Here is a 24413-nt window from a genome sequence, read left to right as displayed (position 1 = left end):
CATCGACCTGTGCCGGCGACAGCACCAAGTCTTTCCAGGGCCGGGCGCCTCGACCAGGAAACCGCCGTGATGTCGCTGATCAACGTCGCCCGGATCCTCACCCACGAAGCCGACGGCGACGATGCCTTTGAGGGGCCTCCAACGGCTCTACCACGCCGCTCAGCAACGCGGCATGGCCATCATCGGCGACCACGAAATCGACCTGGCCCCGCTGCGCCAGAGCAACGACCACCACCCTAAGATCTGCACCCAGCTCACCATGGCCGAGACGTCCGGGCCAGGGCAAGCCATCGCAGCGGCGTCGATAACGCATCTGACCGCCGCGTTCACCGGCGCTTCGTCGACGGGCTACCGAGTCTTGACGGGCCTGCCCTAGGCAGCGGGGCGATGGATCCAGTCGTACGCGACCACGCAATCGCGCTCGCCGACACCGTGAGCGGCTCCGCGGCCGTCGAAGCGCTGCCCGGTGGTGAAGCGGTTGCCGCCTCCTGGCAGACCCGCACCGTGACTCTGATCCATATCCGTCAGGGCGTGGCCACAGTCGATGCCGCTGGATGCTGCGAGACCCCCGCCGCTCGCTCGGCCGTCGTCGGTCTTGCCCAACGGGTCGCTGTCGCAGCAGAAGGCCACGCCGCACGCGACCTCCTCCGCCACGGTCGCCAACTGCCGAAATGGCAGAGGCGACAGTTCAGTGACGCGCTAGAAGTATCTGGTCTTGGTCGTAGAGCGACGCTGCTGCACCTTTGAGCGCGACTGCACGCTGCATTCGTCATGGCCAGATCGGCGCTGTTCCAGAATCGGCGGCCACTGTGGGCTGATGCAATCGCTTCCTCATGCGGTGTGCCCATCACTACGCTGTAGCGATGGCTTCTTCGGCAGACCGGAGGCGTCCGCCGAACGAAGCCGTCCGGTCGTGGAGGAGTCAGGGGGTATGTGGTGAGCGATGAGGCCCTGCCTTCGCGTATTGGTCCGTATCTCGTCGAACGGCGACTCGGCACGGGCGGAATGGGTGAGGTGTACCTCGCGTATTCCGTTGCGGGCGAGCCGGTCGCCCTAAAGGTGATCCGACCCGATCGGACGGATCCGCATACCCGCTCCCGATTCGAACGGGAGGCGACGATCGCGCGGACGATCTCAGGCACGGGCCGAGTTGCCCGTTTCATTGACGCCGATCCGTTCGATGCGCAGCCCTGGCTGGCTATGGACTTCATCCCGGGCCGCCCGCTCTCCGGCGTCGTGGTGGACCAGGGTCCGTTGTCCACACCGCTCGTGGCGAGCCTTGGCGCGCTGCTGGCCGAGGGGCTTGCCGCGGTACACGCAGCGGGCTTGGTGCACCGCGACCTCAAGGCACAGAATGTCATCCTCGGCGACTTCGGCCCTGTGATCATCGACTTCGGCCTCGGCGCTTTCGTCGGCGCGTCGAAGGGGTCGCTCACACAAGCCGGCATGGTCATCGGGACGATCCGCTGCATGCCGCCCGAGCAGGCGCTAGGCGAGTTGGACGTGACGCAGGCCGCCGACGTGTACGGCCTGGGCAGCGTACTCCTGTACGCAGCGACCGGGCACTACCCCTACGACGGCACCCGGTGGGAGGCGGTGGCCGCGCAGGTTGCCAACCCGGAGATCGGTCCCGACCTCTCCGGACTGCCCGATGAACTGGCCCCCGTCGTGTCGGCCATGCTGGCGCACAAGGCGAATGACCGTCCCAGCCTGGAGGGGGTGACCCAGCAATGTGCCAATCTCATGCACCTGCTGGGTACGAGTCCGGCCCGTGCACGGCGCGCTTTGATCGAAAAAACAACGGCCAGGGACCATCCCACGATGGTGCTGCCCCAGCCTGATGCGCTGATGCTCGACCGACTCGACTCACTTGAGAGGCTACTGCGTGAAGAGGCGGCGTCCCCGACGGAGAACATCCCTGACATGCCGTCCGAGAGCCGATCCGGTCCGGATGCCCGGCTCGGGAGCAGCGGTCCGCCCGAGCCCGTTCCGCAACGGGGTCGTCCTTCCGCTTCCGGACGGGTCGCTGACGAGCTGCGCAAGCGCTACGCAGTGGCGCCGACGCTCTCCTGGTCAAAGCGCTGAATCACTCTTCCATCCCTTCACCGGCGAGGCGGGCCCGGAGCGCAGCAGAAGGCAAATGATCTGTTGCGCATTCATCGGCTTCTCCTTCGCCGATCGGCTCCTTCAGCCCCCGTGCGAGCACACCGCACATTACGAGTAACTAGTCGGCAAGGAGCAATAAGTGAACACGGCGATGCGGCCTGAAGTTCCTGAGGCACGTGACGCGGATGCGGCGCGGTCAGCGTTTCCGGCCAGTGCAGGGCCGGTCTTCGCCCCCGGCGCACAGGTGCTGATCCGCGACGAGCAGTGGCTCGTGAGGTCCGTCGCGCAGTCCCGTGACGGTCTCATGGTGGAGGTCAGCGGGGTTTCCTCGTTCGTCCGCGGCACGGACGCAGTGTTCTACGAGAATCTGGACCAGATCCACGTACTCGATCCGCGCAGGACTCGGCTCGTACCCGACGACACCCCCAAACACGCCAAGGCCCGCCTCTACTTGGAGGCGGTCATCCGCAAGACCGCGCTGCCGCAGACCGAGCACGGCATCGCGCTCGCCAACTCCTTCCTCATGGACCGGCAGGAGCATCAGTTGCGCCCGGCCGAGCTGGCGCTGTCCATGCGCAACCCGCAGCCCCGCATCCTGATCGCCGACGTGGTCGGTCTGGGCAAGACGCTGGAGATCGGGATCACGCTCGCGGAACTGATCCGGCGGGGCCGCGGCGAGCGCATTCTCGTGGTCACGCCCGCCCACATGCTGGAGCAGTTCCAGCGCGAGCTGTGGACCCGCTTCGGACTGCCGCTGGTGCGCCTGGACTCCACCGGCGTCCAGCGCATCCAGCAGGAGATCCCGGCGGGCCGTAATCCGTTCGCCCACTTCAAGCGTGCCATCGTCTCCGTCGACACCCTCAAGTCGGCGACGTATGAGCACCACTTGGAGAACATCACGTGGGATGCGGTGGTCATTGACGAGTCGCACAACCTCGTGAACAAGGGCACCCGTAACAACCGACTCGCCCGCCGACTCGCCGAGCGGACCGACGCGCTGATCCTGGCATCCGCCACGCCACACAACGGCGACACCGAATCCTTCGCCGAGCTCATCGGGATGCTCGATCCGGCGGCGATCGCGGACCCCTCGAATTACGAGGTCTCCGACCTTGACCACCTCTACATTAGGCGCACCAAGACCGACCGCGAGGTGCGCGATGGCCTCAAGGGCAAACCCTGGGCCGAACGCGGCGCCTCACTGCCGGTGCCCGCTGCGGCGACACCGAAAGAGGTCACCGTGCTGGAGAAACTCGCAGGCGAGTGGACACCGGGTAACCCTGCCCGTTCCTCGGTCTGCGCCGATCCACTGGTCGCCTTCAATTTCCTGAAGGCGTTCCTCTCCTCGCATGTCGCCCTGCGCAAGTCCCTCGCCAATCGCCGTGCCTACCTGGACGATTCGAAGCGCGGTTCAACGAAGGGCAAGGCGAAGGCCAAGGCAGACACACCCGAGCGGCATGCGGCTCTCGCCGCGGAGAGGGTCGCCCTCGCGGAGTTGGAGGCACTGGTCGCGGACCTTGCCGATCAGGATTCGGCCAAGCTCGACGCGCTGGTCTGCACCCTGAGGGACGTCCTTGGTATCGGCCCGCGCTCCGAGCGCCGCGTCGTGATCTTCTCCGAGCGGGTCGAGACCCTGAACTGGCTGGCTCAAAAAGTCCCCGCCTGTCTCGGCTTCGCGAAGAGGCAGGATGGAGCCGACAAGACGCGCCCCTGGAAGGTGTACGGCGGCGCCATCGAGGTTATGCACCGCGACACCACCAGCGACCAGCAACAGCAGACGATCGTCGACCGCTTCGGCCGGCTCGAGGAGCCGGTGCGGATCCTGTTCACCGGTGACACCGCCTCGGAGGGTGTCAATCTGCACCACCAGTGTCACGACCTCATTCACTACGACCTGCCCTGGTCCCTCATCCGCATCGAGCAGCGCAACGGACGCATCGACCGCTATGGGCAGGCGGTCAGTCCCGAGTTCCGCGCCCTCGTCCTCACCGCGGACGTGCCTTGGCGGCGAGACGAGGAGAGTGGCGAGCTCCTTACGCTCGATGACCGGCTCGTCGGCAGCCGCCTGCTGCGCCGCGAAGCTCAGGCACACGAGATCGAGACCGGAGAGGGTAGCGCCGAGGCCGTCACCGGTCTCTACGACCAGAAGAAGGAAGAGGACCGCCTCACACGTGACCTGATCAAGGGCGGCACCGTCGAACGCTCCATCGAGCAGTCTCGGCAGGAATCGGGCGGCGTCCTCGCGGGACTCCTCGCCAACGCCAACGCCCGGCTCGCCGATCCGACGGCGGCACACGCCGCCCTTGGCAGGGCCCCGGTGCGTGAAGCCGACGTTCCCCACGTGTTCGCCGACACCAAGGCGTACTTCCACGCAGCGGTGGACCTGATCTACCCGCAGGCCGAGCGCGAGGCCCTCAACTGGAGGCCCGAGACGGCCCATGGCCGCATCGAGTTCTCTCCGCCCGACGACCTGCAGTACCGCTTCCGGGAGTTGCCGAAGTCCTACCTCGAGCAGGAGCAGGTTCTGACGACACCCAGATACGACGGCACGCTGCGCATCACCTTCGACAAGCAGTACGCCGCCGACCGTCTGGAGGCAGCCCGCAACGCCAAGCAGGGCAAGACCGGCGAGGCCACCTCCCAGTGGCCCAACGTCTCCTACGTCTCCGACATCCATCCCGTGCTCGACTGGGTGACGGACAAGGTCCTCTCCAAGCTCCGCTACGACGAGGCATTCGTCCTCGCCTACCAGCCTGACACCGCCAAGGCCGAAAGGATCGACGCCGCCCTTCCCGAGGCCCTCACCGGCCCGGTCTTCCTCCTCCAAGGCGTCTACTCCAACGCGGCGGGCAAGCCGACGGTCGTGGAGTGGATGGCCGTCACCGGTCTGGCCGAGGCGGCTACTCGCGTATGGCGCATGGACTCGGCGTTCCTCGCCGCCTGCAGCGTGGGCCCTGACATGCCCGGACGAGCCCGGCCGGTCGCCCCCGATCTCCTCCAGGAACTCGTCCCGGCGGCCGTCGACGCGGCCGAGACCCACCTGCGCGAGCGGCGCGCCGAGTACGACGAGCGGGTCGACTCCTATCTGGCCCCGTACCAGGACCGGGTGCGGGTCTGGGAGCAGGGCGCCCTGATCGCCGTCGGCAACCGGCAACGTCGCCGCCAGGAGGTGTCCGACACCGCTGCCCGCCGCCGTGACCTGGTAGACGGTCTGCGGACCGCTGGCAACCCGATGCTGCGGGTCCTCGGCGTCCTCGAACCCCTCCATTCCACCAGCGCGTCCGTCGCGCAGGCTGAGGAGTCCGCACGATGAGCTACACCTACGACTCCTTCGCGAACCGCGGCGAATACTTCTCCGCCCACTACTTCAGCGAGGAACTGGAGAACACTCTTAAGAAGAGCAAGACAGGCGACGAGGGCCTGTTCACCCTATGGACCCGCCGCGAGACCGACTCTGCCGACCAGCAGCCTACCCCGCGCGAACTCCTGCCACGGCTCCGCGGCGAATACCAGACCGCTGTGCGCCCTTTCCTATCCTCCCGCACCCAACAGGGCGAAATCAGCAGCACCTACGACTACCCCGCAGGCGGGTGGTCCGAGCGCATCACCACATGGCACATCGCCGTCCTCAAATCCCTCGGCTACGGTGAGCGGCCTGATCTGATCACCGTCCACAATGCAGGCAGGGAGTACGAACTCCAGGTCGCCTGGCACGGAGACGGCATCGTCGCCCTCGACTGCGGCTGGACCGCCACACTCGACGACGCCTTCGACCCCGACGAGGCCGGAAGGCTCCTGCACCCCCTCAAGACCACCGATGGCCTCCTCGATGTCGGCGAGAAGCTAGCGGGCTGGCTCTTCCAGAGCGAACTACACGAGCCCGGCGGCGGCTCGCCCCGCTTCGTCCTGCTGCTCTGCGGTGGCGTGCTCGTCCTCGCCGACCGCAACGCCTGGGCCGAAGGCCGCTACATCGTCGCGAACCTGGACGCGGCCCTCGCCCGCAACGACACGGCAAAGGGCGGTGAGCTCTCTCTCCTCGCCGCCCTGTTCTCCCACGACATGCTCGCGCCCCGCCCCGACGGCAAGGGCCGGCGCATCGACGACCTGCTGAAGGCGTCTCGTGACAACGCCGTCGGCGTCAATTCCGACCTTCGCAAGGGGCTTCAGCTCTCGGTCGAGATCATCGCGAATGAGGTGTTGGCCAGACTGCGCGAGGCCGGCGTCGAGCCACGTGAGATCGAGGACCTCAAAAAGGGCCCGTTCGCCAAGCAGCTCACCCGCGAGTCCCTGCGTTACCTCTATCGCATCCTTTTCCTGCTGTACTCCGAGGCCCGCTCGGAGTTGGGCATCCTTCCCGCCGACGACTCCACCTACGAGACCGGCTACTCGATCGCCAGGTTGCGCGAGTTGGTGTCGCGCGAGCGAAAGCTGGTCGACGAGGACAATCGAGGCGGCTTCCACCTCTACGCCTCCCTCGACGTCTTGTTCAACAAGGTGAACTTCGGCAACCGCCCGCGCGGCACCGAAGCAGGCGACGACAAGCCCGCCGACGAGCGCAGCGAGCAGCGGGGCCTGCGCTTCGAGCCTCTCCGTAGTGAGCTGTTCGACCCGGATGCGATCAACCTCATCGGTAGAGGCGTCCGGGATCCCCGCTGGGACGAGGACGGGGATGAGCCTCCGCGGTGGCTGGACCTGCGGCTGCGCAACGAAGCGCTGCACCGGGTGCTGCGCCTGCTCACCATGAAGGAAGCGGGTCAGAAGGGTCGGCAGGGCGGCTTCATCTCCTACCGCAACCTCGGCATCAACCAGCTCGGCGCCGTCTATGAGGGCCTGATGTCCTACACCGGCATCATCGCCGAGGAGGAGCTGGCCGAGGTAGCCAAGCCCGATGATAAGAAGGGAGACAAGCAGTACGGTGACCCCGAGAAGGGGTCCTGGCTCATCCCCGCCGACCGGCTGAACGACTATCCGGAGAACACGCACGTCGTGTACTCCGCCCAGGACGCCGAGCAGCACGGCCTGCGCGGCCCCAAGAAGTACACACCGGGAACATTCGTCTACCGGCTGGCTGGCCGCGACCGTGAGACGTCCGCCTCGTACTACACCCCCGAGTCCCTCACCGGGGTCACCGTCGAGCTGGCCCTCAAGCATCGCCTCGACCAGGAAAGGGACGCGGACGGCAACACGATCCGGACCCGTGCGAGCGAGCTGCTGCGCTACACCATCTGCGAACCGGCCCTGGGCTCAGGCGCGTTCCTCAACGAGGCGATCAACCAGGTAGCCGAGGAGTACCTCAAGCGCCGCCAAGAGGAGCTGGGCGTCAGTCTGGACACCTCGAAGGCGCTCGACGCCAAGCAGAAGGTGAAGGCCTATATCGCCCTCCACAACGCCTACGGGATCGATCTTAATGCGACCGGTGTGGAGCTCGCGGAAGTATCGCTGTGGCTTAACACCATGCACCCCGGCATGCGTGCTCCGTGGTTCGGCCTGCACCTACGACGCGGCAACTCCCTGATCGGCGCGCGGCGTTGGGTGTACGAGGCCGACCATCTCAAGAAGGAACGGACCATCGGCGCAAAGACGCCGACAAAGTTGCCATTCCGCGCGGCGGAGGACAGTGCGAAGCAGCCGCTGCCGAATGAGGCCGTGCACCAGTTCCTTCTGCCGACGTCCGGCTGGGGTGCGGTCGCGGGAGCGAGCGGCGACGCCAAGAAGCTGGTCGAACAGCTCGCCGGAACGCGGATGGGCCAGCTGAAGGAGTGGAAGGCGCGCGTTCTGGCCAAGCCCAAGAGCTTCCGCGGCAAGAACGGGCAGCTCGCCCGGCTGCAGGCGGCGGCCCTCCGCGTCGAGTATCTGTGGACACTGGTCGCCAAGCGCATGGAACTAAGCGAGCGAGAGATCGCCCGCACCACTTCCGTCTGGGGGACCGATCGCGAGGTGGACGCCGCGGAGTACGCCTTCCTACGCCGCGACAAGCGGAACCCTGACCAGAGCCTGCCGCTGACCAAGGAAAAGGTCTTCCAGGACCTCTTTGAGGCGGAGGGTTCCCCGTACTGGCGGCTCAAGCAGATCATGGACGCGTGGTGCGCGCTCTGGTTCTGGCCGCTGGACAAGGTGGGGCTGCTGGACGGTACGGACCCGGAGTACGCCACGGCCCCGGTAGTGATCGCGCAGACCGGAGCGGACCTGGACGCGCTGCTGTCCTCGGCGGCCGGGCAGGCTGTCGAGATTGAGATGCATGTGCCCAAGCCGACGCCGCAATTCATCGAGTCCCGACCGCTGTTCGCAATGGACGGTGACCAGATGTCGCTGGGCGAGTACGAGGAGGATCTGGTGGAAAGGAAGGAAGTCAAGGAGAAGCCTCATCCTTCCACCTCTAAGAACGCCAGCGGCCCGATACGCCGCCGCGACATCATCCCGCTCGCCGACATGGACGATTGGATCGACTTCCTGGAGTCCATGGTGGGCACGGGATCGGTCCCGGAGGGCACCCTGGCCACGACCTTCGACTCTCTCAAGGAGTTGAAGGCTCTCGAAGCGTGGATCGAGCGCGAGATGGGCATGGACGATGCCCGCAAGGCGGTCGAGATTCGCTACCCCTGGATGCGCGTGGTCCACGACATCGCCGCGGAACAGGGATTCCTGCACTGGGAACTGGACTTCGCGGGTATCTTCACCAGCGAGGCAGGGGGCTTCGACCTCCAGGTGGGAAACCCGCCGTGGGTCCGGCCAGAATGGAAGGAGAACCCGGTCCTCGCGGAGTACGAGCCGTGGTTCATGCTCACGAAGAAGCCGAAAGCAGAAGACAAGAACCGGCGGCGAAAGAGCGAACTCGCACGCGAGGATGTGCAGGAGTACCTGCTCGGCGAGGCAACGAACACGGTGACGATGGCGAGCTACCTCTCGGCGGAGCCCGTCTACCCGCTGATCTCGGGAAGCCAACCAGATCTGTACAGAGCGTTCATGTGCGAGGTGTGGGACCACGCTGCACGCGGCGGGACGGCCGGGATGGTGCACCCCGACACGCACTTCGCAGGAGACAAGGAGGCCGCTCTGCGAGCGGCTGCGTACCGGCGGCTGCGCGTGCATGGCGACTTCGTCAACGAGGGCAACCGCTTCTTCCCTCCGCCGGTGGGCCGGTCCAGCCACTTCGGCGTGCACATCTACGGGGCCGAAGGAGAGATCTCCTTCGATTCGCTGTCATGGCTCTTCACCGTCGACGCGCTCCGGCTGTCCGCCTCCGCCGAGGATGCGGGCCTAGATCCCGGCGTCAAGTACAACGGCGACTGGGACGAACGCCCCCATCCGAAGCGCGTCATCCGCGTGACCACCGAAACTCTCAAGCGCTGGCGTCGACTGGCAGGTGATGAGGGGCCTCTGGAATACACGCGTCTTGTCACGCCAGTGAGCACTGCGGAGGACCCGGCGATCGATGCGCTGGGGACCTATCCCCTGCGCCTCGGCGCGCTGCATCCGGACATCTCCCCTGGTTACCACGAAAGCGGAGCCAAGAAGGCACAATTCGGCCCGGACAAGGATCAGCGGCTTATCGACTACAACACTGGTATCGATGGCCAGCCGGACTACCACGCGCAGGCTTGGAGCGACGTCATCCTCAAGGGGCCGCAGATCGGCGTCGCCAACCCAATGTTCAAACAGCCCAGCCAGGGCAATGGCGAGCTACACGGCCTAAACCCGAGGGAACTTGCAGACAACGCGGTGCCCGAGTCGGAGTACCGGTCCGCGGCTGTGCGTGAAGTGTTCTTGGGCGAGCAGAGCAAGTGGCCCGACTGGGGGAAATTCGAAGCGCTTATTGGATCGCAGGAGGAGCGAGAGCAGGCGCAAGTCCGGATCGCGGAGAAGCGCAAAGTGAAGCCCGAAGAGGTCGAGCACGAGCAGATCGAGAAGTTCCTGCTCGAAAAGGCAAGTTACCCGTACAGCGAAAATTATCGCGTCGCGTGGCGGCGCCAGATCGCGCCTAATACGCAGCGAGCTTTGTTTGCAGCAATCGTTCCACCTGACGTGACTCACGTCGACCAAGTAAATTCCATGAGGCTACGCACCTTGCGTGAAACTGCCCTAGCCGCAGGGTTTTGCGCTGGCCTTCCCCTCGACTACTACCTACGCATCAGCGGCAAAGGCGACATGAGGGTAGGTACAGCAAGCATGTTGCCAGCTCCTAACAGTGATCACCCCTTGGCCTCCTCTCTCCTTCTTCGAATTCTCCGGCTGAACTCCCTTACCACTGCCTATGCCGATATGTGGAAGGAGCTCTACGATCCCAAGTGGCCGGGCTATGAGCGCTGGGCAATCGAGTGGTCTCACCTCAAGACCAAACTGCCCGACGTCACCCCCAGCTGGCAGCACGACACCCCTCTCCGCACTGAGCACGCCCGCCGCGCCGCCCTCGTCGAGATCGACGCGCTCGTCGCCGTATGGCTCGGCATCGACGCGGACACTCTCATCGCCATGTACCGGGCTCGGTTTCCGGTCATGCAGGACTTCGACCGAGTGATGTGGTTCGACGCCAACGAGCGAAAGATCGCCGGGAGCCGGTACACGTACGGTTTCGGCCAGACCAAGGACCACTGGACGCAGTTCGAGGCCCATCAGAAGGATCCCGATAACGCTCCCGTCCCCGACGGCTACACGGCCCCCTTCTATAAGGCCGACCGCGTGCGCGAGATGCGTGGGGCGCACGCCTACTTCAAGAAGCGCCTCGACGACGCCGTGGACAAGGGCCTGTGGGACCCGAAGAAGATGGAGGTCCCGGCTCCGTGAGGCCGACGCTCGAAGCACAGGGGCTCAAGGAGAGCCTGCTCCAGTACCTGTCCACGACGTACGGCCTCGCGGACGAGGGCGCCCGCAAGGCGCTGCACGCCTTCCTCGGTGACGAAACGACGGGCATGTTCCGCGGACCGTACCTGCGGCTGCGTACACCCTTCACCCAGGCCGAGGACGGCTGGCAGGAGCACCTGGACTGGGCGCGCACCGACGGATGGAAGCCGTATGCGCACCAGGCCCGTGTCTTCGTCCGCCTCACCTCGAAAGGCGGGCACGTACCTCAGCCCACGCTGGTCACGACAGGCACTGGTTCGGGCAAGACCGAAGCGTTCCTGTATCCCGTCCTCGATCACTGCGTCCGCGAGCGCGCGGCCGGGAACACTGGGGTAAAAGCCGTCTTGCTCTATCCGATGAACTCCCTGGCCACCGACCAGGCGGGCCGTGTCAACGAACTGCTCACCGACTACGCTGAGCTGCACGGTGTGCGCGCCGGCCTGTACATCGGAGATAAGGCGGGAACGCACTACGACCGGGTCTATACACGGCGTCAGGACATGCAACTGTCTCCGCCGGACATCTTGATGACCAACTACAAGATGCTCGACCTGCTCTTGCAGCGTGCCGCCGACGCACCGCTGTGGGACGGCAGCGATATTCGCTACGTCGTCGTCGACGAATTCCACTCCTACGACGGCGCACAGGGCACCGACGTCGCCATGCTGCTGCGCCGCCTCGCCATCGCCGTCGGCGCTGCCCGGCAAGGCGAGCCGCTCGGCACGATCACTCCCATCGCGACCTCTGCGACCCTCGCCTCAGGCACTGATGCCGACGGAGTGAGCCGACTTCTCTCCGTGGCCACCCATGTCTTCGGCACCGAGTTCACCCAGGATGCGATCGTCGGGGAGGACCGACAGAGCGTCGAGGAGTTCATGCTCGACGAAGCGACCCCGGACCCGAGGTTCCTTCCCGGGCAGGCCGCATCCCCCGAGACGCTGACCGCCCTGCCGGACCCGGCCTACGGGCCCGAAGCGCTCGCGGACCTCGCCGAGGCCGTCACCGGAAGCCGTAGTACCGACCCTTCCGTTCTCGGCTCCGCACTCAAGCGCAACCGCCTGACGTACGCGGTCCTGAAGGCGTTCGACGGCACGGTGCGCACCTACGACGAGGTGCTCGACGTGATGCGCCGAAGCGGGGCGAAGAGCTGGGACGAGGCGATCACGACGCGGCCGCAGATGGCCGCGCTGGCGCTCGTCCGCTTCGTCGCGCTGCTGTCGGTGGCGCGTGACCCGGAGTCGCCGGCCGCGCCCGGGCGTCCCCTCATCCAGGTCGAGGTGCATCAGTGGGCGCGGTCGGTCACGCGCATGCTGCGCGGCGTACTGCCCTGGCCAAAGGCCGAGTTCGCCTGGGACACCGTCGGGGCGCAGAACCGGTCGCGCGCGACACCGGACACCACCACCTTCCGCGAAGCCAAGGTCTTTCTACCCGCGGTGTACTGCCGCGAGTGCGGACGCTCAGGGTGGTCGGTGTTCGCCCCTGAGTCGGATCACGAGGAACTGACCTTCGAGGCCCACAAGATCCGCCGGGCCACGGTCACCGCCGACAAGGTCAAGGTGCGCACCGTGGTGGCGGCCACCGACAACGAGGCCCGCGAAGGCAATGGCCGCGCCGTCATGGACCGGGTGGTGCAGAAGTCGCTGACCACCGGCGGTGCAGGCGTGCTCATGGTGCTCGACGGCCCTTCCCGTCGCCTGCGCCCGCCCGACCCCCAGGACGACTACGACGACGAGGGCGGCCCGCAAGCCGCCGGTCCGGATTCGGCTTTCGTCCTCGTCCAGCTCGGCGACACCGCGGAGCGGGCCGCCAAGGACGACTGGTGCCCGGCGTGCGGAACGCGCAACGCCATCCGTTTCCTCGGTACGGGTGCTGCCGCCCTCACCGCCGCGTCCGTCACCCAGCTCTTCACCGGCGGGGAGATGGACAAGGAGCAGCGTGAGACGAAGACGTTGATGTTCAACGACGCGGTGCAGGACGCCGCGCACCGGGCCGGTTTCGTCGCCTCCCGCTCCTACACCTTCTCCCTGCGGGCCTTGTTCACCAAGCACCTGAGCGAGCAGCGGCCCAGCGCACTCAATGACCTCGTCGCCGATGTCGTCGCCGCCACCACCGACCGCGAGACACTCGCCGCCGTCGTCCCGCCAGATCTGCACGACGACACGGGGGTGGCGCGTCTGCTGTCGGGCAGGGGGCGCGGCGGTGACAGGAGGACGTGGGATCTGATCGGTGAACGGTTCGCGTTCGAGGCCGTCATGGAGTTCGGCCACCGTTCCCGCAACGGCCGGACCCTCGAACTGACCCGCACCGTGGCCGCCTGGGTCGGAGTCCCGGACGAGCGGGAAGCTGTGGCGATCGTCCGCGTGGCTCACGAGGAGTCCACCCACCGCGGGCTAGCGCTCACCGCACACGATGACGTCCGCTATCTGGCGTTCCTGCGCGGCCTCCTGGAGCGGCTGCGCACGCGGGGGGCGGTCGGCCATCGGTGGCTGGCGAACTTCCTGGACGAGGCGGGTACCAGCCGCTACTTCATCTGGGGTGGCCGCCCGCGCGGTATGAAGGCCTTCCCTAAGGGCGTGTCAGCGCCGAGCTTCCTGCTCGCCCGGCCGAAACAGGGCAGCGAGTTCGACTTCGCCGCCGGGCGGCTGTCGTGGTACCAGGCCTGGGCCCAGCGCTGCCTCGACCTGACCCGCGACCAGGCCGACGAGTTCTGGGTGCGACTGCTACCCCGGCTCATGGAGGCCGGGCTGCTCGCGGAGCGGACTCCGCGCGACCCCGCCGTCCGGGTCTACGGGCTCCAGCCGGGCGCCGTCCGGCTGCAGATGCTGTCCGACGCCCAAGTCAACGAGTCCTATGTGCGCTGCCCGAAGTGCTTCTGGGAGCAAACCGTCCATCCCTCCCTCCTGGCGCAGTATCACGGGCAGCCCTGCCAGGCGTACCGCTGCACGTCCGGGCGGTTAGTCGCGGGCGACCGATGGCTGGAGACCGTCGACCGGCACGACCGGGACCGCGATTACCGCGACGACTACTACCGCAGCCTGTACCGGCGGGCCGGCACTTACCAGATCGTCACCGCCGAGCACACCGGTCTGCTCTCCCGAAGCAAGCGCGAACGCGTCGAGGCTGCCTTCCGTGAAGGCAAGGGGTTCAACGACCCCAACGTGCTGTCCTGCACGCCCACCCTAGAGATGGGCATCGACATCGGTGACCTGTCCGCCGTCGTCCTCGGCGCTCTTCCGCGCCGACCGGCCAACTATGTCCAGCAGGCGGGCCGGGCCGGGCGTCGTACCGGGAATGCCTTCCTCCTGACGATCCCTGATCGTTCCCGCCGTGACCTTTACTTCCTCGACCGGCCACGCGACATGATCGACGGACGGATCGTCCCGCCGGGGTCGTACCTGTCAGCCATTGAGATCCTGCGCCGGCAGTACACCGCCCACCTGCTCGACCTCGCGGCGCGCGGTCGGCTGCCGCGCGCGGACGGCAGGCCGCTGGCCGCCCTACCGCGCCGGGTCGACGAGTTGTTCGGCCCCTCCGGCTATCTCGCCGACTTCACCGAGGCTGCCCTGGCGTATGGTGAGGGGCTCGTCGCGGACTTCCTGGCGCTGTTCCCGACCGGTGTGAGCGAGACTGCTCAGGAGGAGCTGAAGCGGTACGCGGTCCGCGGCATCCGCAGTGCGATCGAGAGGGCCGAGCGGGAGTGGGAGCGCGAGAACCAGAAGCTGCGCACCCGCATCCGTACGATCCGCTCCGCGATCGACGAGCTCAAAGACGGCGATGACGAGCAGGCGCGGACGAAGTCGGAATTGGAGGCCGAGCTGGGCGCCGTCTCGAAGCAGGGTGCCGCGCGTCAGCGTCGGCCTGCACAGACCGTGCTCTGCGACCTGGGGCTGCTGCCCAACTACGCCCTCATCGACGCCGCGACCACCCTCGAGGCCACGGTCTTTTGGCCCGAGGGAACCACCTCGGAGGGCCGGGACCGCTACAAGTCGAAGTCGTTCTCCTACGGGCGGCCGCGAAGCTTCGCCCTGTCCGAACTCGCCCCCGGCAACACCTTCTACGCCGAGGGCTACAAGCACCGGATTACCGGCCTCGACATCGTGACCGGCCGGGAGCAGGATTGGCGTCTGTGGCGGTTCTGCCCCTCATGCGGCTACGTCCGCACCCAGAATGCCGAGAACGACATCACGCCATGCCCGCGTTGCGGAGAAGCGGGCATCGCCGACTCTGGCAACCTGCGGCAGGTCGTCCAGCCCAGCGTCGTCACGGCCCGCGATAAGCGGGAGGACGCCAGGATCGGTGACGAGAGCGACGACCGCGATCGCCGCTTCTACACCATCGTGGACATAGTCGACATTGCCCCCGAGCACTTCGCCGCGGGCAAGTCCTGGCGGCACACCACAGAGATCTTCGGTGTCGACTACACCCGCCACGCCGTCATCCGCCGTATCAACGCCGGGCCGCTCAGCATCGGCGCCCAGGAGAACGACCAGCTCGCCGGCCAGCCAGTGCGCATCGCCCCCTTCCATGTCTGCACCGCCTGCGGAGCCGCGAGCGCCGACGGACATCCGGTCTTCGACGACGACCGCGACTCCCTCGACAGCTCCGCCAACCGCCGGCGCGAACTCAAGCACCACACCCCCTGGTGCCCACTGCGGCGTGGAAAAGGGAACGTGCCCCAGGAACCGGTCCTGCTCGCTCACGAGCTGGAAACCGAGGCGCTGCGCATCCTGCTGCCCGCCGCGACCGTCCTCGTCGAGGAGAAGATCCATTCCTTCCAGGCCGCCCTACGCCTGGGCGTCGAGGATGCCTTCGGCGGCGACCCGCAACACCTCGACACCGCCCTGGCCACCATGCCCGACCGCGACACCGCGGAGAAGCGGCACTTCCTGGTCCTGTACGACCGCCTCCCACACGGCACCGGCTACCTCGACCGGCTCACCAAGCCCACGGCCTTCCGCCAGGTACTCGAAGGGGCGCGCCGACTGATCGTGGAGTGCATGTGCAACGGAGAAGGCGGGCAGGCCTGTCACCGCTGCCTGTACCGCTACGCCGACGAGCAGAACATCGAACGGGTCTCACGGCAGGCTGCCCTGGAGCTCCTCGACCAGCTCCTGGGCACGGACACCGATGCCTGGGACACCAAGCCGGTCGGCAACACCGACAAGATCGGCCTGGACGGGCAGGTCGAGTCCGACCTCGAGGCTCGCTTCCTCAAGGCTCTGCGCGGGTGGGCCGGACAGCGCGGCGACACCGCTCTGGAAGAGAGCGGCGACAATTCCGCCTACCTGCGTCTCGACGAGGCCGGCACGGTGCACGGTTGGCGCCTGACTGCACAGCGCAACGAGGGCTTTACCCGTACCGACTTCACCTTCGAACGCATCGACGGCCCCAAGCAGAACATCACTGTCTATCTTGACGGACACCGCTACCACGCCACCCGGCAGCACAACCGGCTCGCCAGCGATGCCGACAAGCGCAACCGGCTCCGCGCTGAGGGTCGCGTGGTCTTCCAACTCACCTGGGACGACCTAGACGCCTTCGAGCGGAAGACGAACACGGCGGAATCCACCGCGAGGCGAGAGGCCGCCGAACCGGTGTGGCCGCCCTACTCGCGCACCGCCCAAGACGTCGCCGAGCAGCTCTACGCCGACCATGGTGGCGATGGCAGCAGCGGCGGCGACCTTGCCGCCACCGCCTTTACCGACCCGATGACGATGCTCCTGGCGTACCTGCGCAGCCCGGACGGCCCGACCTGGGGCAGGCGGGCATCGGCCGTGGTCGGCGGGCTTCTGGGGACCAGCAAGGACATCCTCGTCGGCAACGGCACGCCTGACCAGGCCCGCCGGACGCTCGGCCATCTCCTCGACGCCTGGGGGCGCTCCGACGGCATCGTCCCGGCTCCCGTCCAAGGCACAGGCGCGCTCAACCTGTTCCAGACCGTCGACCAGTCCGATCTCCCCATCGCCTTCCTCGTCGACGGAGCCACCAGCCGCTGGTCTGCCCTGGCCTGCCTCGACGACACCGCACCCAACCGACTCGGTATGTCCGAACACAAGGCACGCTGGCGCTCCTGGCTCCAGTGGTCCAACCTCCTGCAGTTCCTCGCCCACGACGGCGGCGACGGCGTTCAGCTGACCACCGCCACCGCAGCAGGATTCGACATCTCGATCCTCAAGGTTTTCGGTGGCCGCGGCGAACTCGAATCCCTTATCGTGCGATACGGCGTCGGCGCACCCGCACCGCAGGCCACGGTGTTGGGAACATCCAACGACTCCCCCCTCGAGGCAACGCTGCGGGATCTGCTGTGGGACCGGGACATCCTCGGATATCTCGACGAGGACGAACCCGATACCCCTCTCACCCGCCTCGCTCACGCCTTGGCCGACGCCGGCAAGGCGGCCCCCGCCTACGGCTACGAACTCGGCGAACGCGGCTGGCTCGCCGATTTCGTCTGGAAGCACGGCGACCAGCAGATCGCCGTCATGGCCGAGCCCCACGACCAGGCGGACGAGGAGAGCGCCAAGACCTGGCGCGCCTATCGCGAGGCCGGGTTCACAGTCCGCTCGGCCGACGACTGGCTCGCCGATCTTGACGTCCTATTGGCCGCGCTCCCCGGCACCAACGCCCTTCCCGACTCCGGAGAGCAGGGGGTCGCACGATGACCGCACGCCTCAGCCTGTACCAGAAGGCCGAGAACGAGCTCTACAAGATGGACTCGTCGGTCAAGACGAAGTTTTACGACTTCTGTCACCAGTTCCGCCTCAACCCCGACCACCCCAGCCTCGACCTCCGGCCACTCAAGGGCGACGGCCGGATCCACCGCGCCAAGATCGACCGCTCGTACCGGGCGCTTCTCGCCCGGGCGGGTGTCGGCCCCGACGGCATCCCGCGGTGGCTGATCGTCGCCATCCGCCACCGCAAGGACGTCTACGACGAACTGACTGTCGCCATCAACCGGATCACCGGCGAGATCGAGTTCGTCGACCTCAGCGTCGTCGGCCAAAGCGTCCTCCAACGCGCGGGACTCCGCCTCACTCGCGCACCGGACGAGCCGACCACCCCAAACGAGGAGGCCGAACCCGCACCCGTGCCCAGCGGAGCGCAACGACCGGCGTCCCACGCCGAACCACTCCTCGCTAGCTGTTCCCCCGAGGATCTGCGCCGGCTCGGAGTCGCCGAAGCGCTCATCGACCTCGCCCTCGCCGTCACCACCGACGAGGAACTCGACCACCTCATCGCTGGCGCACCGCGACTGACCGCCGAGATCCTCACCGGTCTCGGCTCCGGCATGCCCGTGGACGAGGTCGAGCGTGAGATCACCCAGCCCGCCGCCACTAAACTCGAGCCGGGCTTCGAAGAGGACATGGCAGCAGCCCTCAATCGCACCGCAGTCACCACAATCGATGACGATATCCGTGATGTCTTGGCCGAGGGTGACTTCCGCGCCTGGAAGGTCTATCTGCACCCCACCCAGCGCAAGATTGTCGAACGGAACTACAACGGCCCTGCGCGTGTCAGCGGCGGTCCTGGCACCGGCAAGACCATCGTCGCCCTGCATCGCGTCGCTCGCCTCGCCATCGCCCTGCCGCCCGGCCCAGGCAAGCCAATCCTGCTGACCACCTACACCAAGAACCTCACAGCCGACCTGCGCTCCCGGCTCACCTCGCTCATAGACCCGGCACTGCTCGGCCGTATCGACATCAAGCACATAGACCAACTCGCCCAGAGCGTGCTCAACGAGAACATCGCGCCTGCCTCACAGCGCAGCTTGATCACCGACGACCGGGCTTTGGACACACTCCGCGAAGTCCTCTTCGAATACAACGAGAAACGTTGGGACGCCGAGTTCCTCTTCGATGAATGGGAACAGATCATCCTCGGGCAGTCCATCAACACCCGCCAGAACTACTTCAAAGCCCGCCGCGCCGGCATGGGCCGAGCCCTCAACCGCCCCGAACGCGCCGCCATCTGGAAGCTGCTCGACCAGTTCACCCTGCGCCTCAACGGCCTGGGGCAGGAGACCTGGGCTCAGGCCGCCGAACGCGCGGCCCGTCACGAGATGGAGCGCGCCCACAAGATTCAGCTGCGAACCGAGCGCGACCAGGATGCAGGCGGTGGCGACCCAGCCCACTTCGACAACGACAGCTCTGGGACGCGCCACCTACGTCATCGCTACCAGCACATCGTCGTCGACGAAGCCCAGGACCTCAGCCCCGCCCATTGGAAGATGCTTCGCGCCATGGTCGCGTCCGGCCCTAACGACCTGTTCATCGCCAGCGACACCCACCAGCGAATCTATGACCGTCAGGTCACTCTGTCCACCGTCGGAATCAACATCCGCGGCCGCTCCTCGAAGCTGACCCTCAGCTACCGGACCACACAGGAGATCCTCGACCAGGCCGCCAAAGTCGTCTGCGGCGGCACCTACGACGACCTCGACGACGGCACCGACACCCTCCACGGCTACCATTCTCTGCTGCACGGCCCAGCCCCCCAGTACGTCGCATGCACCGACTGGACCGACGAGATCGCTCAGCTAGCCGAAACCCTCATACAGTGGCGCGCGGAGATCACACAGCCCTCTGCCGGCGGTACCGTACGCGTCCCGAGCGGCACCATCGCCGTCTGCGTCGCCGACGGTGAGATGGCCAGCCGCGTCGCCGCCGATCTGGAGACCAAGCACGCAGTCACCACAGCCACCCTCACTAAAGAGGGTCCACAGGGCAGCGGCGAGGTCCACATCGGCACGATGCATCGATTCAAGGGACTCGAGTACCAGAAGCTGGCGATCATCGGCGCCAGCGACGGCATCCTCCCGCGCACCGCTCTCATCGAGAAATATGCGACAACCGACCCCAAGCGCTACGAACGCGAACTCAAGAAGAGCCGCAGCCAGCTCTTTGTCGCTGCCACCCGCGCCCGCGACGCATTGCGCATCTCCTGGCACGGCAAACCCAGCCCGTTCTTGCCCTTGTAACCGACTAACCAGGGTTAATGAGTCATGGCGGTTGGGTGAATGGACGGGCCGGGTGGTGTGGGCGTATGCCGGTGGCATGGCCAGATACCCCCAGGGCGGTGGGATGACCGACGCCGGCCGCCGGCGACGAGAACAGGTCCGGATGCAGGCCGCGCAATGGTTCGGTGAGGGGCGGCCCAATGCGTGGATCGCTGCGGAGTTGCGGGTGGGGCTGCGGCAGGTAGAGAAGTGGCGGCAGGCCTGGCGGCGGGGCGGGGCCGAGGCGCTGCGTTCCAGGGGGCCGCACCGTCGGCCGCGGCTGGACGATGCGGCTTTCGCCCGGTTGGAGGCCGAGCTGAATCGCGGCCACGTTACGCAGGACCATCGGTGACTCATCGGCTGCAACGCTACTCACCTGAAGAAGGCTAGGTGTACTGACCACGGAGGTTGGTGACGGGGGGACACGGTCTGATGATCTTGAAATGAGGGAGGGTCTCCGGGTTCGGTGTGGACTGCGACATCTGCACCGGCCCCAGGAGACCCTCATGCCCCACCGTAACGCCCCGCTGACCGAGACCGGACGGCTTCGCCTGGCCCGCTGCGTGGTCGATGACGGCTGGCCACTGCGGCGGGCCGCCGAACGGTTCCAGGTCTCGGTCACCACCGCGGGCCGGTGGGCGTCCCGCTACCGGGAGCTGGGCCAGGCGGGGATGACCGACCGCTCCAGCCGCCCACGCCACAGCCCCCGCCGGACCCCGGCCCGCACCGAACGCCGCATCATCAAGGTCCGCCCGGCACGCCGGTGGGGACCGGCCCGCATCGCCCACCTGCTCGGCCTCAACCCCGCGACCGTGCACCGCGTGCTGACCCGCTACGGCCTGGCCCGCCTGTCCCACCTGGACCGCGCCACCGGCCACCCCATCCGCCGCTACGAACACCCCGCACCCGGCGACCTGGTCCACGTCGACATCAAGAAACTCGGCAACATCCCCGACGGCGGCGGCCACAAGGTGCACGGCCGCGCCGCCGGCAGCCGCAACGGCTCGGCCCACCGCGACCCCGACCGGCCCCGCACGGTCGGCGGCCGCCCCAACCTGGGCTACGCCTACCTGCACACCGCCCTGGACGACCACTCCCGCCCGGCCTACACCGAGATCCTGCCCGACGAGACCCGCCACACCGCCGCCGCGTTCTGGACACGAGCCCAGGCCTACTTCGCCACCTGCGCAATCACCGTCCGGCGGGTGCTGACCGACAACGGCGCCTGCTACCGCTCGCTGCCCTGGCGCGACACCCTGGCCGCGGCCGGGATCGCCCACAAACGCACCCGCCCCTACCGGCCGCAGACCAACGGCAAGGTCGAACGCTTCCACCGCACCCTGCTGGAGGAATGGGCCTACAACCGGCCCTACCGATCCGAAACCGAACGCCGCCGAGCACTACCGGACTGGCTGCACACCTACAATCACCACCGCGGCCACACCGCGATCGGCGGCCACCCACCCGCCGGCCGCGTCCCCAACCTCACAGGGCAGTACAGCTAGGCCTCGAGCGCTTCGTCATGCAGGCATCCAGCGGAACCGCCGCGAGTCGCACCGGAGCGGAGGCGGCGGACCATCCGGCCCGCCGCCTGGAGTGCCCACTGGTCGGGATCTGGTTGAGGGCCAGGCGGCCTCACCGGTCCCGCCGGGGCCGTGGTCGATGAACGCGGTCATCGGGTGGTGGCCGAAGGTGCGCTTCCAGGTCGGGGGGCCTGGTCCTTGTCGGAATGGGCGATCACGATGGTCGCGTCCAGGTCCACCTGGATCAGGTGGCCGTCGGCGCCCGGAGCACGATCACCGGCCAGCGCCCAGGCCCGCTGGCGTGCCTGGACCCGCGCTCTGCGGAGCGCCCGCAACGCCGCCGCCCCGGCCTCGGCCAGGGTCTTGACCAGCCGCGGCACCGTTGGATCGGAGACCACGGCCGCCTCGCCAAATGAGATGACGTCTTAGAACGTCCCGCCCGCGCCTGTGTCTGGCGCAGGAGCACGGGAACGGCTTGCGCTGCCAGATACTGGGTGTGAGGTGCCCTAGATCTTCCGGACAGCTCCCCGGCTAAAGAGCTTCAATAGTTGGGGTTACTGATCGGCAGGTGGGTGTGGGCGAGGAGACCGCTGAGCAGGGCGGGCCGGTGCTGGATGCGTTTCAGGCGGGTCTTGATCAGTTGCAAGAGCTGGTCGATGGTGTGCTTGGTGAGGTTGGCCAGGGACCTTTTGAGGTGTGACCACACGCTCTCGATGGGGTTGAGTTCGGGGGCGTGGGGCGGCAGGTAGAAGATGGTCAGCCAGTCTCGGGCGGCCAGGTAGCGGCGCATCCGGGCCGAGCGATGGGTGTTGAGGATGCCCCTATGTTGCGTCAAGCGGTGGGGAACGGTGCTGGTGGCGTTGCCGGCGGCTGGAGTCGGCGGTAGAGCTCGCGGGCGACGTAGCGTTTCAGGCACCGGATGATCTCGCGCCTGGACTTGCCTTGCTTGGTGCGTCGTTCCAGGTAGGTCCGGGTGCGTTGATCGCGGCGGATCCGCGGGATGACGATGCGGTAGAGCGCGGCGTTGGCCTGGCGGTTGCCTCCCCGGTTCAGTCGGCGGTGCTGGGACTTGCCGGAGGAGTGTTCGACCGGACTGACACCGCACAAGGCCGCGAATGATGCCTCGCTGGCCAGGCGATCGGGATTGTCGCCGGCGGCGATGAGCAGGGCGGCCGCGCTGTCAGGGCCCACGCCGACGATCTCCAGGAGCTCGGGGTGACGGGCTTGGATGGTTCGGTTAACCCGGCGGGTGAGTTCCTTGATCTCGGTGGTCAGCTGCTGGATTCGGCGGGCGAGCAGTCCGAGGGTGAAGGCGGCCGCGTCAGCGGTGCCGGGAAGGGCTGCGCACCGGGCGACGAGGGAGGTGTTGCTGAGCGGGGACAACGACTCACGCAGTACGGGGTCGATGCCCACCAGCACGGCCTTGAGCTGGTTCATGGCCTGGGTGCGGGCCTTGACCGCCGACTCCTTGGCCAGGCGCAGGATGCGCATATCGGCCGCGGGGCCCTCCCCGGTCTTGGGGGTGGCGGCGGCGCGGCCGGAAAGCACCGCACGGGCTGCGGAATCGGCATCGACGGCATCGGTCTTGCCGCGCTTGCGGCGTGTGGCGCGATCCGGCTGGTCGACCTCGGTGACCTGGATGTTGTTTCTTCGCAGGAAGCGGGTCAGTGCCGCCCCATAGGAGCCGGTGCCTTCGACCCCCGCACGGCGCACAACGCCGAACGAGCATGCCCAGCCTGGCAACTGCTGGTATCCGGCGGCCGTTGCCGGGAACTCTCGGTGGCCCAGGGCCGCACCGAGCACGGTGACGATGGCGGCGACGTGGACTTCTTCGTGAGTGTCGACCCCGAGGACCACCTGCTCTTCGGCCGGCGCGGGCGGGGTCTGCGGCATGCCGGCGGCGGTCACGCGGCTCCTTGGGCGGGAGGGAGTTGATGGCCGACGCCGGGCCGGCGGGCGGTCAGAACTGTGACGGCGCCAAGGTCGGCAAAGCCCCTATCGAGACACGGCCGTTGGCCCAGCGACAGCAAGCGCAGCCCGGAGGCCAAGAGCCGACAGATCCTCAACAAGGCAGCTCAGGCCAGTTGTCCCACGGGCCAGACTCTCGCCCCCAGGCGGCGCCCCATGAGTCTCACAGTTGTCCCACACGACGACGATCGGCCCGCCGAGTTGCTGGTGAGCGGCATCCAGCAGGCGGATGTAGTCGCCTTCGCCGAACCCCTTCCTCTCCTCCTTTCGGCCGCGGTAGGTGTGCGCCCGGTAGATCAGCCGGGGATGCTCCCCGGGCTTGATCGCCACGAGCGCGGCCAGCGCCAACCACAGCCCCAGCCACTCCGCCACTGTCAAAGGACAGCCCGTCGGCCCACGCAACCGACGCAGCTCCTCCTGAGCCGCCTTCCGGGTAGGGAACCCGCCCCGCCGGACCCGCCGACGGATCCCGCCCGGACCGCTGCCCAGCTCCAGCCGCAGATACCAGCTCCCGTGACTCCGCTCCGTCGCCAGCCGGGGGCATCTGCCACCCATCGCCCGGCCCGAAGCCGGATCTTCACACCCACACCGGCGGAACATGCCACCGGCACCCCGAACACGTCCCATCCGACCATCGTGCGCTCCAGCGGAACACCCCAGGCGAGACAACACCACCTCGACCAAGCCAGACGTCACCAGCGCCACCTGCTAAGACATCGTTTCATTTGGTGAGTCGGCGGTAGCAGATGAGAGCGGCGGCGATGCCGACGAAGGCCAGGAAGTGCTCGGGTTTGCGTTCGTAGCGGCGGTGCAGGCGACGGCAGCCGGCCAGCCAGGAGACGGTGCGCTCGACCACCCAGCGGTGGCGGCCCAGCCGCTGGGACGACTCGACGCCACGGCGGGCGATGCGTGCCACGATGCCGCGCGAGCGTAGCCAGCGGCGCAGGTGCCGATAGTCATAGCCCTTGTCACCGTGCAGCTTG

General features: G+C 67.3%; 12 protein-coding genes and 1 pseudogene. 8 read left to right on the top strand and 5 right to left on the bottom strand.

Annotation, left to right across the window (positions count from 1 at the left end):
* Window positions 1–172: 172 nt before the first annotated feature.
* Entirely contained in the window at window positions 173–376 is a 204-nt protein-coding gene (locus tag E1291_RS19020; protein ID WP_131739173.1) for a hypothetical protein, read from the top strand.
* Here the strand turns inward: E1291_RS19020 and E1291_RS19015 are convergent.
* Entirely contained in the window at window positions 373–654 is a 282-nt protein-coding gene (locus tag E1291_RS19015; RefSeq protein WP_131739172.1) for a hypothetical protein, read from the bottom strand. The genes E1291_RS19020 and E1291_RS19015 overlap by 4 nt on opposite strands.
* 282 nt (window positions 655–936) lie before the next feature.
* Here E1291_RS19015 and E1291_RS19010 point away from each other — a divergent pair, with 282 nt between their 5' ends.
* The 7 genes from E1291_RS19010 to E1291_RS18980 all read left to right on the top strand — a co-directional run bounded on the left by E1291_RS19010 (window position 937) and on the right by E1291_RS18980 (window position 21444).
* Window positions 937–2085 carry a serine/threonine-protein kinase gene (locus E1291_RS19010; RefSeq protein WP_131739171.1) on the top strand — a complete coding sequence of 383 codons (1149 nt, stop codon included), beginning with the start codon at window positions 937–939 and terminating at the stop codon, window positions 2083–2085.
* Window positions 2086–2245: 160 nt separating this feature from the next.
* Window positions 2246–5419: an SNF2-related protein gene (locus E1291_RS19005; protein ID WP_131739170.1), complete on the top strand. Its 3174-nt coding sequence runs from the start codon at window positions 2246–2248 to the stop codon at window positions 5417–5419.
* The gene (locus E1291_RS19000; protein ID WP_131739169.1) at window positions 5416–10887 is read left to right on the top strand and encodes a hypothetical protein; all 5472 of its coding nucleotides are present in this window, start codon (window positions 5416–5418) and stop codon (window positions 10885–10887) included. Before E1291_RS19005 ends, E1291_RS19000 begins: the two co-directional genes overlap by 4 nt.
* Window positions 10884–17606 (top strand): DEAD/DEAH box helicase family protein, encoded by a 6723-nt coding sequence (locus E1291_RS18995; RefSeq protein ID WP_131739168.1) that lies wholly within the window; start codon window positions 10884–10886, stop codon window positions 17604–17606. Before E1291_RS19000 ends, E1291_RS18995 begins: the two co-directional genes overlap by 4 nt.
* A complete protein-coding gene (locus tag E1291_RS18990; protein ID WP_131739167.1) occupies window positions 17603–19921 on the top strand; it encodes a UvrD-helicase domain-containing protein in 2319 nt (772 codons plus the stop codon). Before E1291_RS18995 ends, E1291_RS18990 begins: the two co-directional genes overlap by 4 nt.
* Before the next feature lie 103 nt (window positions 19922–20024).
* Window positions 20025–20291, top strand: coding sequence for a helix-turn-helix domain-containing protein (locus E1291_RS18985; protein WP_131739166.1), 267 nt, complete (start codon window positions 20025–20027; stop codon window positions 20289–20291).
* A gap of 154 nt (window positions 20292–20445) precedes the next feature.
* Window positions 20446–21444, top strand: a complete 999-nt coding sequence (locus E1291_RS18980; RefSeq protein ID WP_131739165.1) for an IS481 family transposase — start codon at window positions 20446–20448, stop codon at window positions 21442–21444.
* A 129-nt stretch (window positions 21445–21573) separates the two neighbouring features.
* Here E1291_RS18980 and E1291_RS18975 read toward each other — a convergent pair.
* From E1291_RS18975 to E1291_RS18955, 4 genes and pseudogenes are all read right to left on the bottom strand, one after another.
* Window positions 21574–21860, bottom strand: a pseudogene (locus tag E1291_RS18975) (IS1380 family transposase); the annotation flags it as partial.
* Between the two features lie 143 nt (window positions 21861–22003).
* Entirely contained in the window at window positions 22004–22297 is a 294-nt protein-coding gene (locus E1291_RS18970) for a transposase (RefSeq protein ID WP_131739163.1), read from the bottom strand.
* On the bottom strand, window positions 22294–23355 hold the full coding sequence (locus E1291_RS18965; protein ID WP_131739178.1) for an IS110 family RNA-guided transposase: 1062 nt from the start codon (window positions 23353–23355) through the stop codon (window positions 22294–22296). Before E1291_RS18965 ends, E1291_RS18970 begins: the two co-directional genes overlap by 4 nt.
* A 796-nt stretch (window positions 23356–24151) precedes the next feature.
* Window positions 24152–24413, bottom strand: a 262-nt coding sequence (locus tag E1291_RS18955) for a transposase (protein WP_165495184.1), incomplete at its 5' end; no start/stop codon positions are given.

The organism is Actinomadura roseirufa (genome assembly GCF_900659635.1).
Lineage (GTDB): Bacteria > Actinomycetota > Actinomycetes > Streptosporangiales > Streptosporangiaceae > Spirillospora > Spirillospora roseirufa.
The sequence above is the reverse complement of the archived record's forward strand: the minus strand, read 5'-3'. Positions and strand labels throughout refer to the sequence as shown.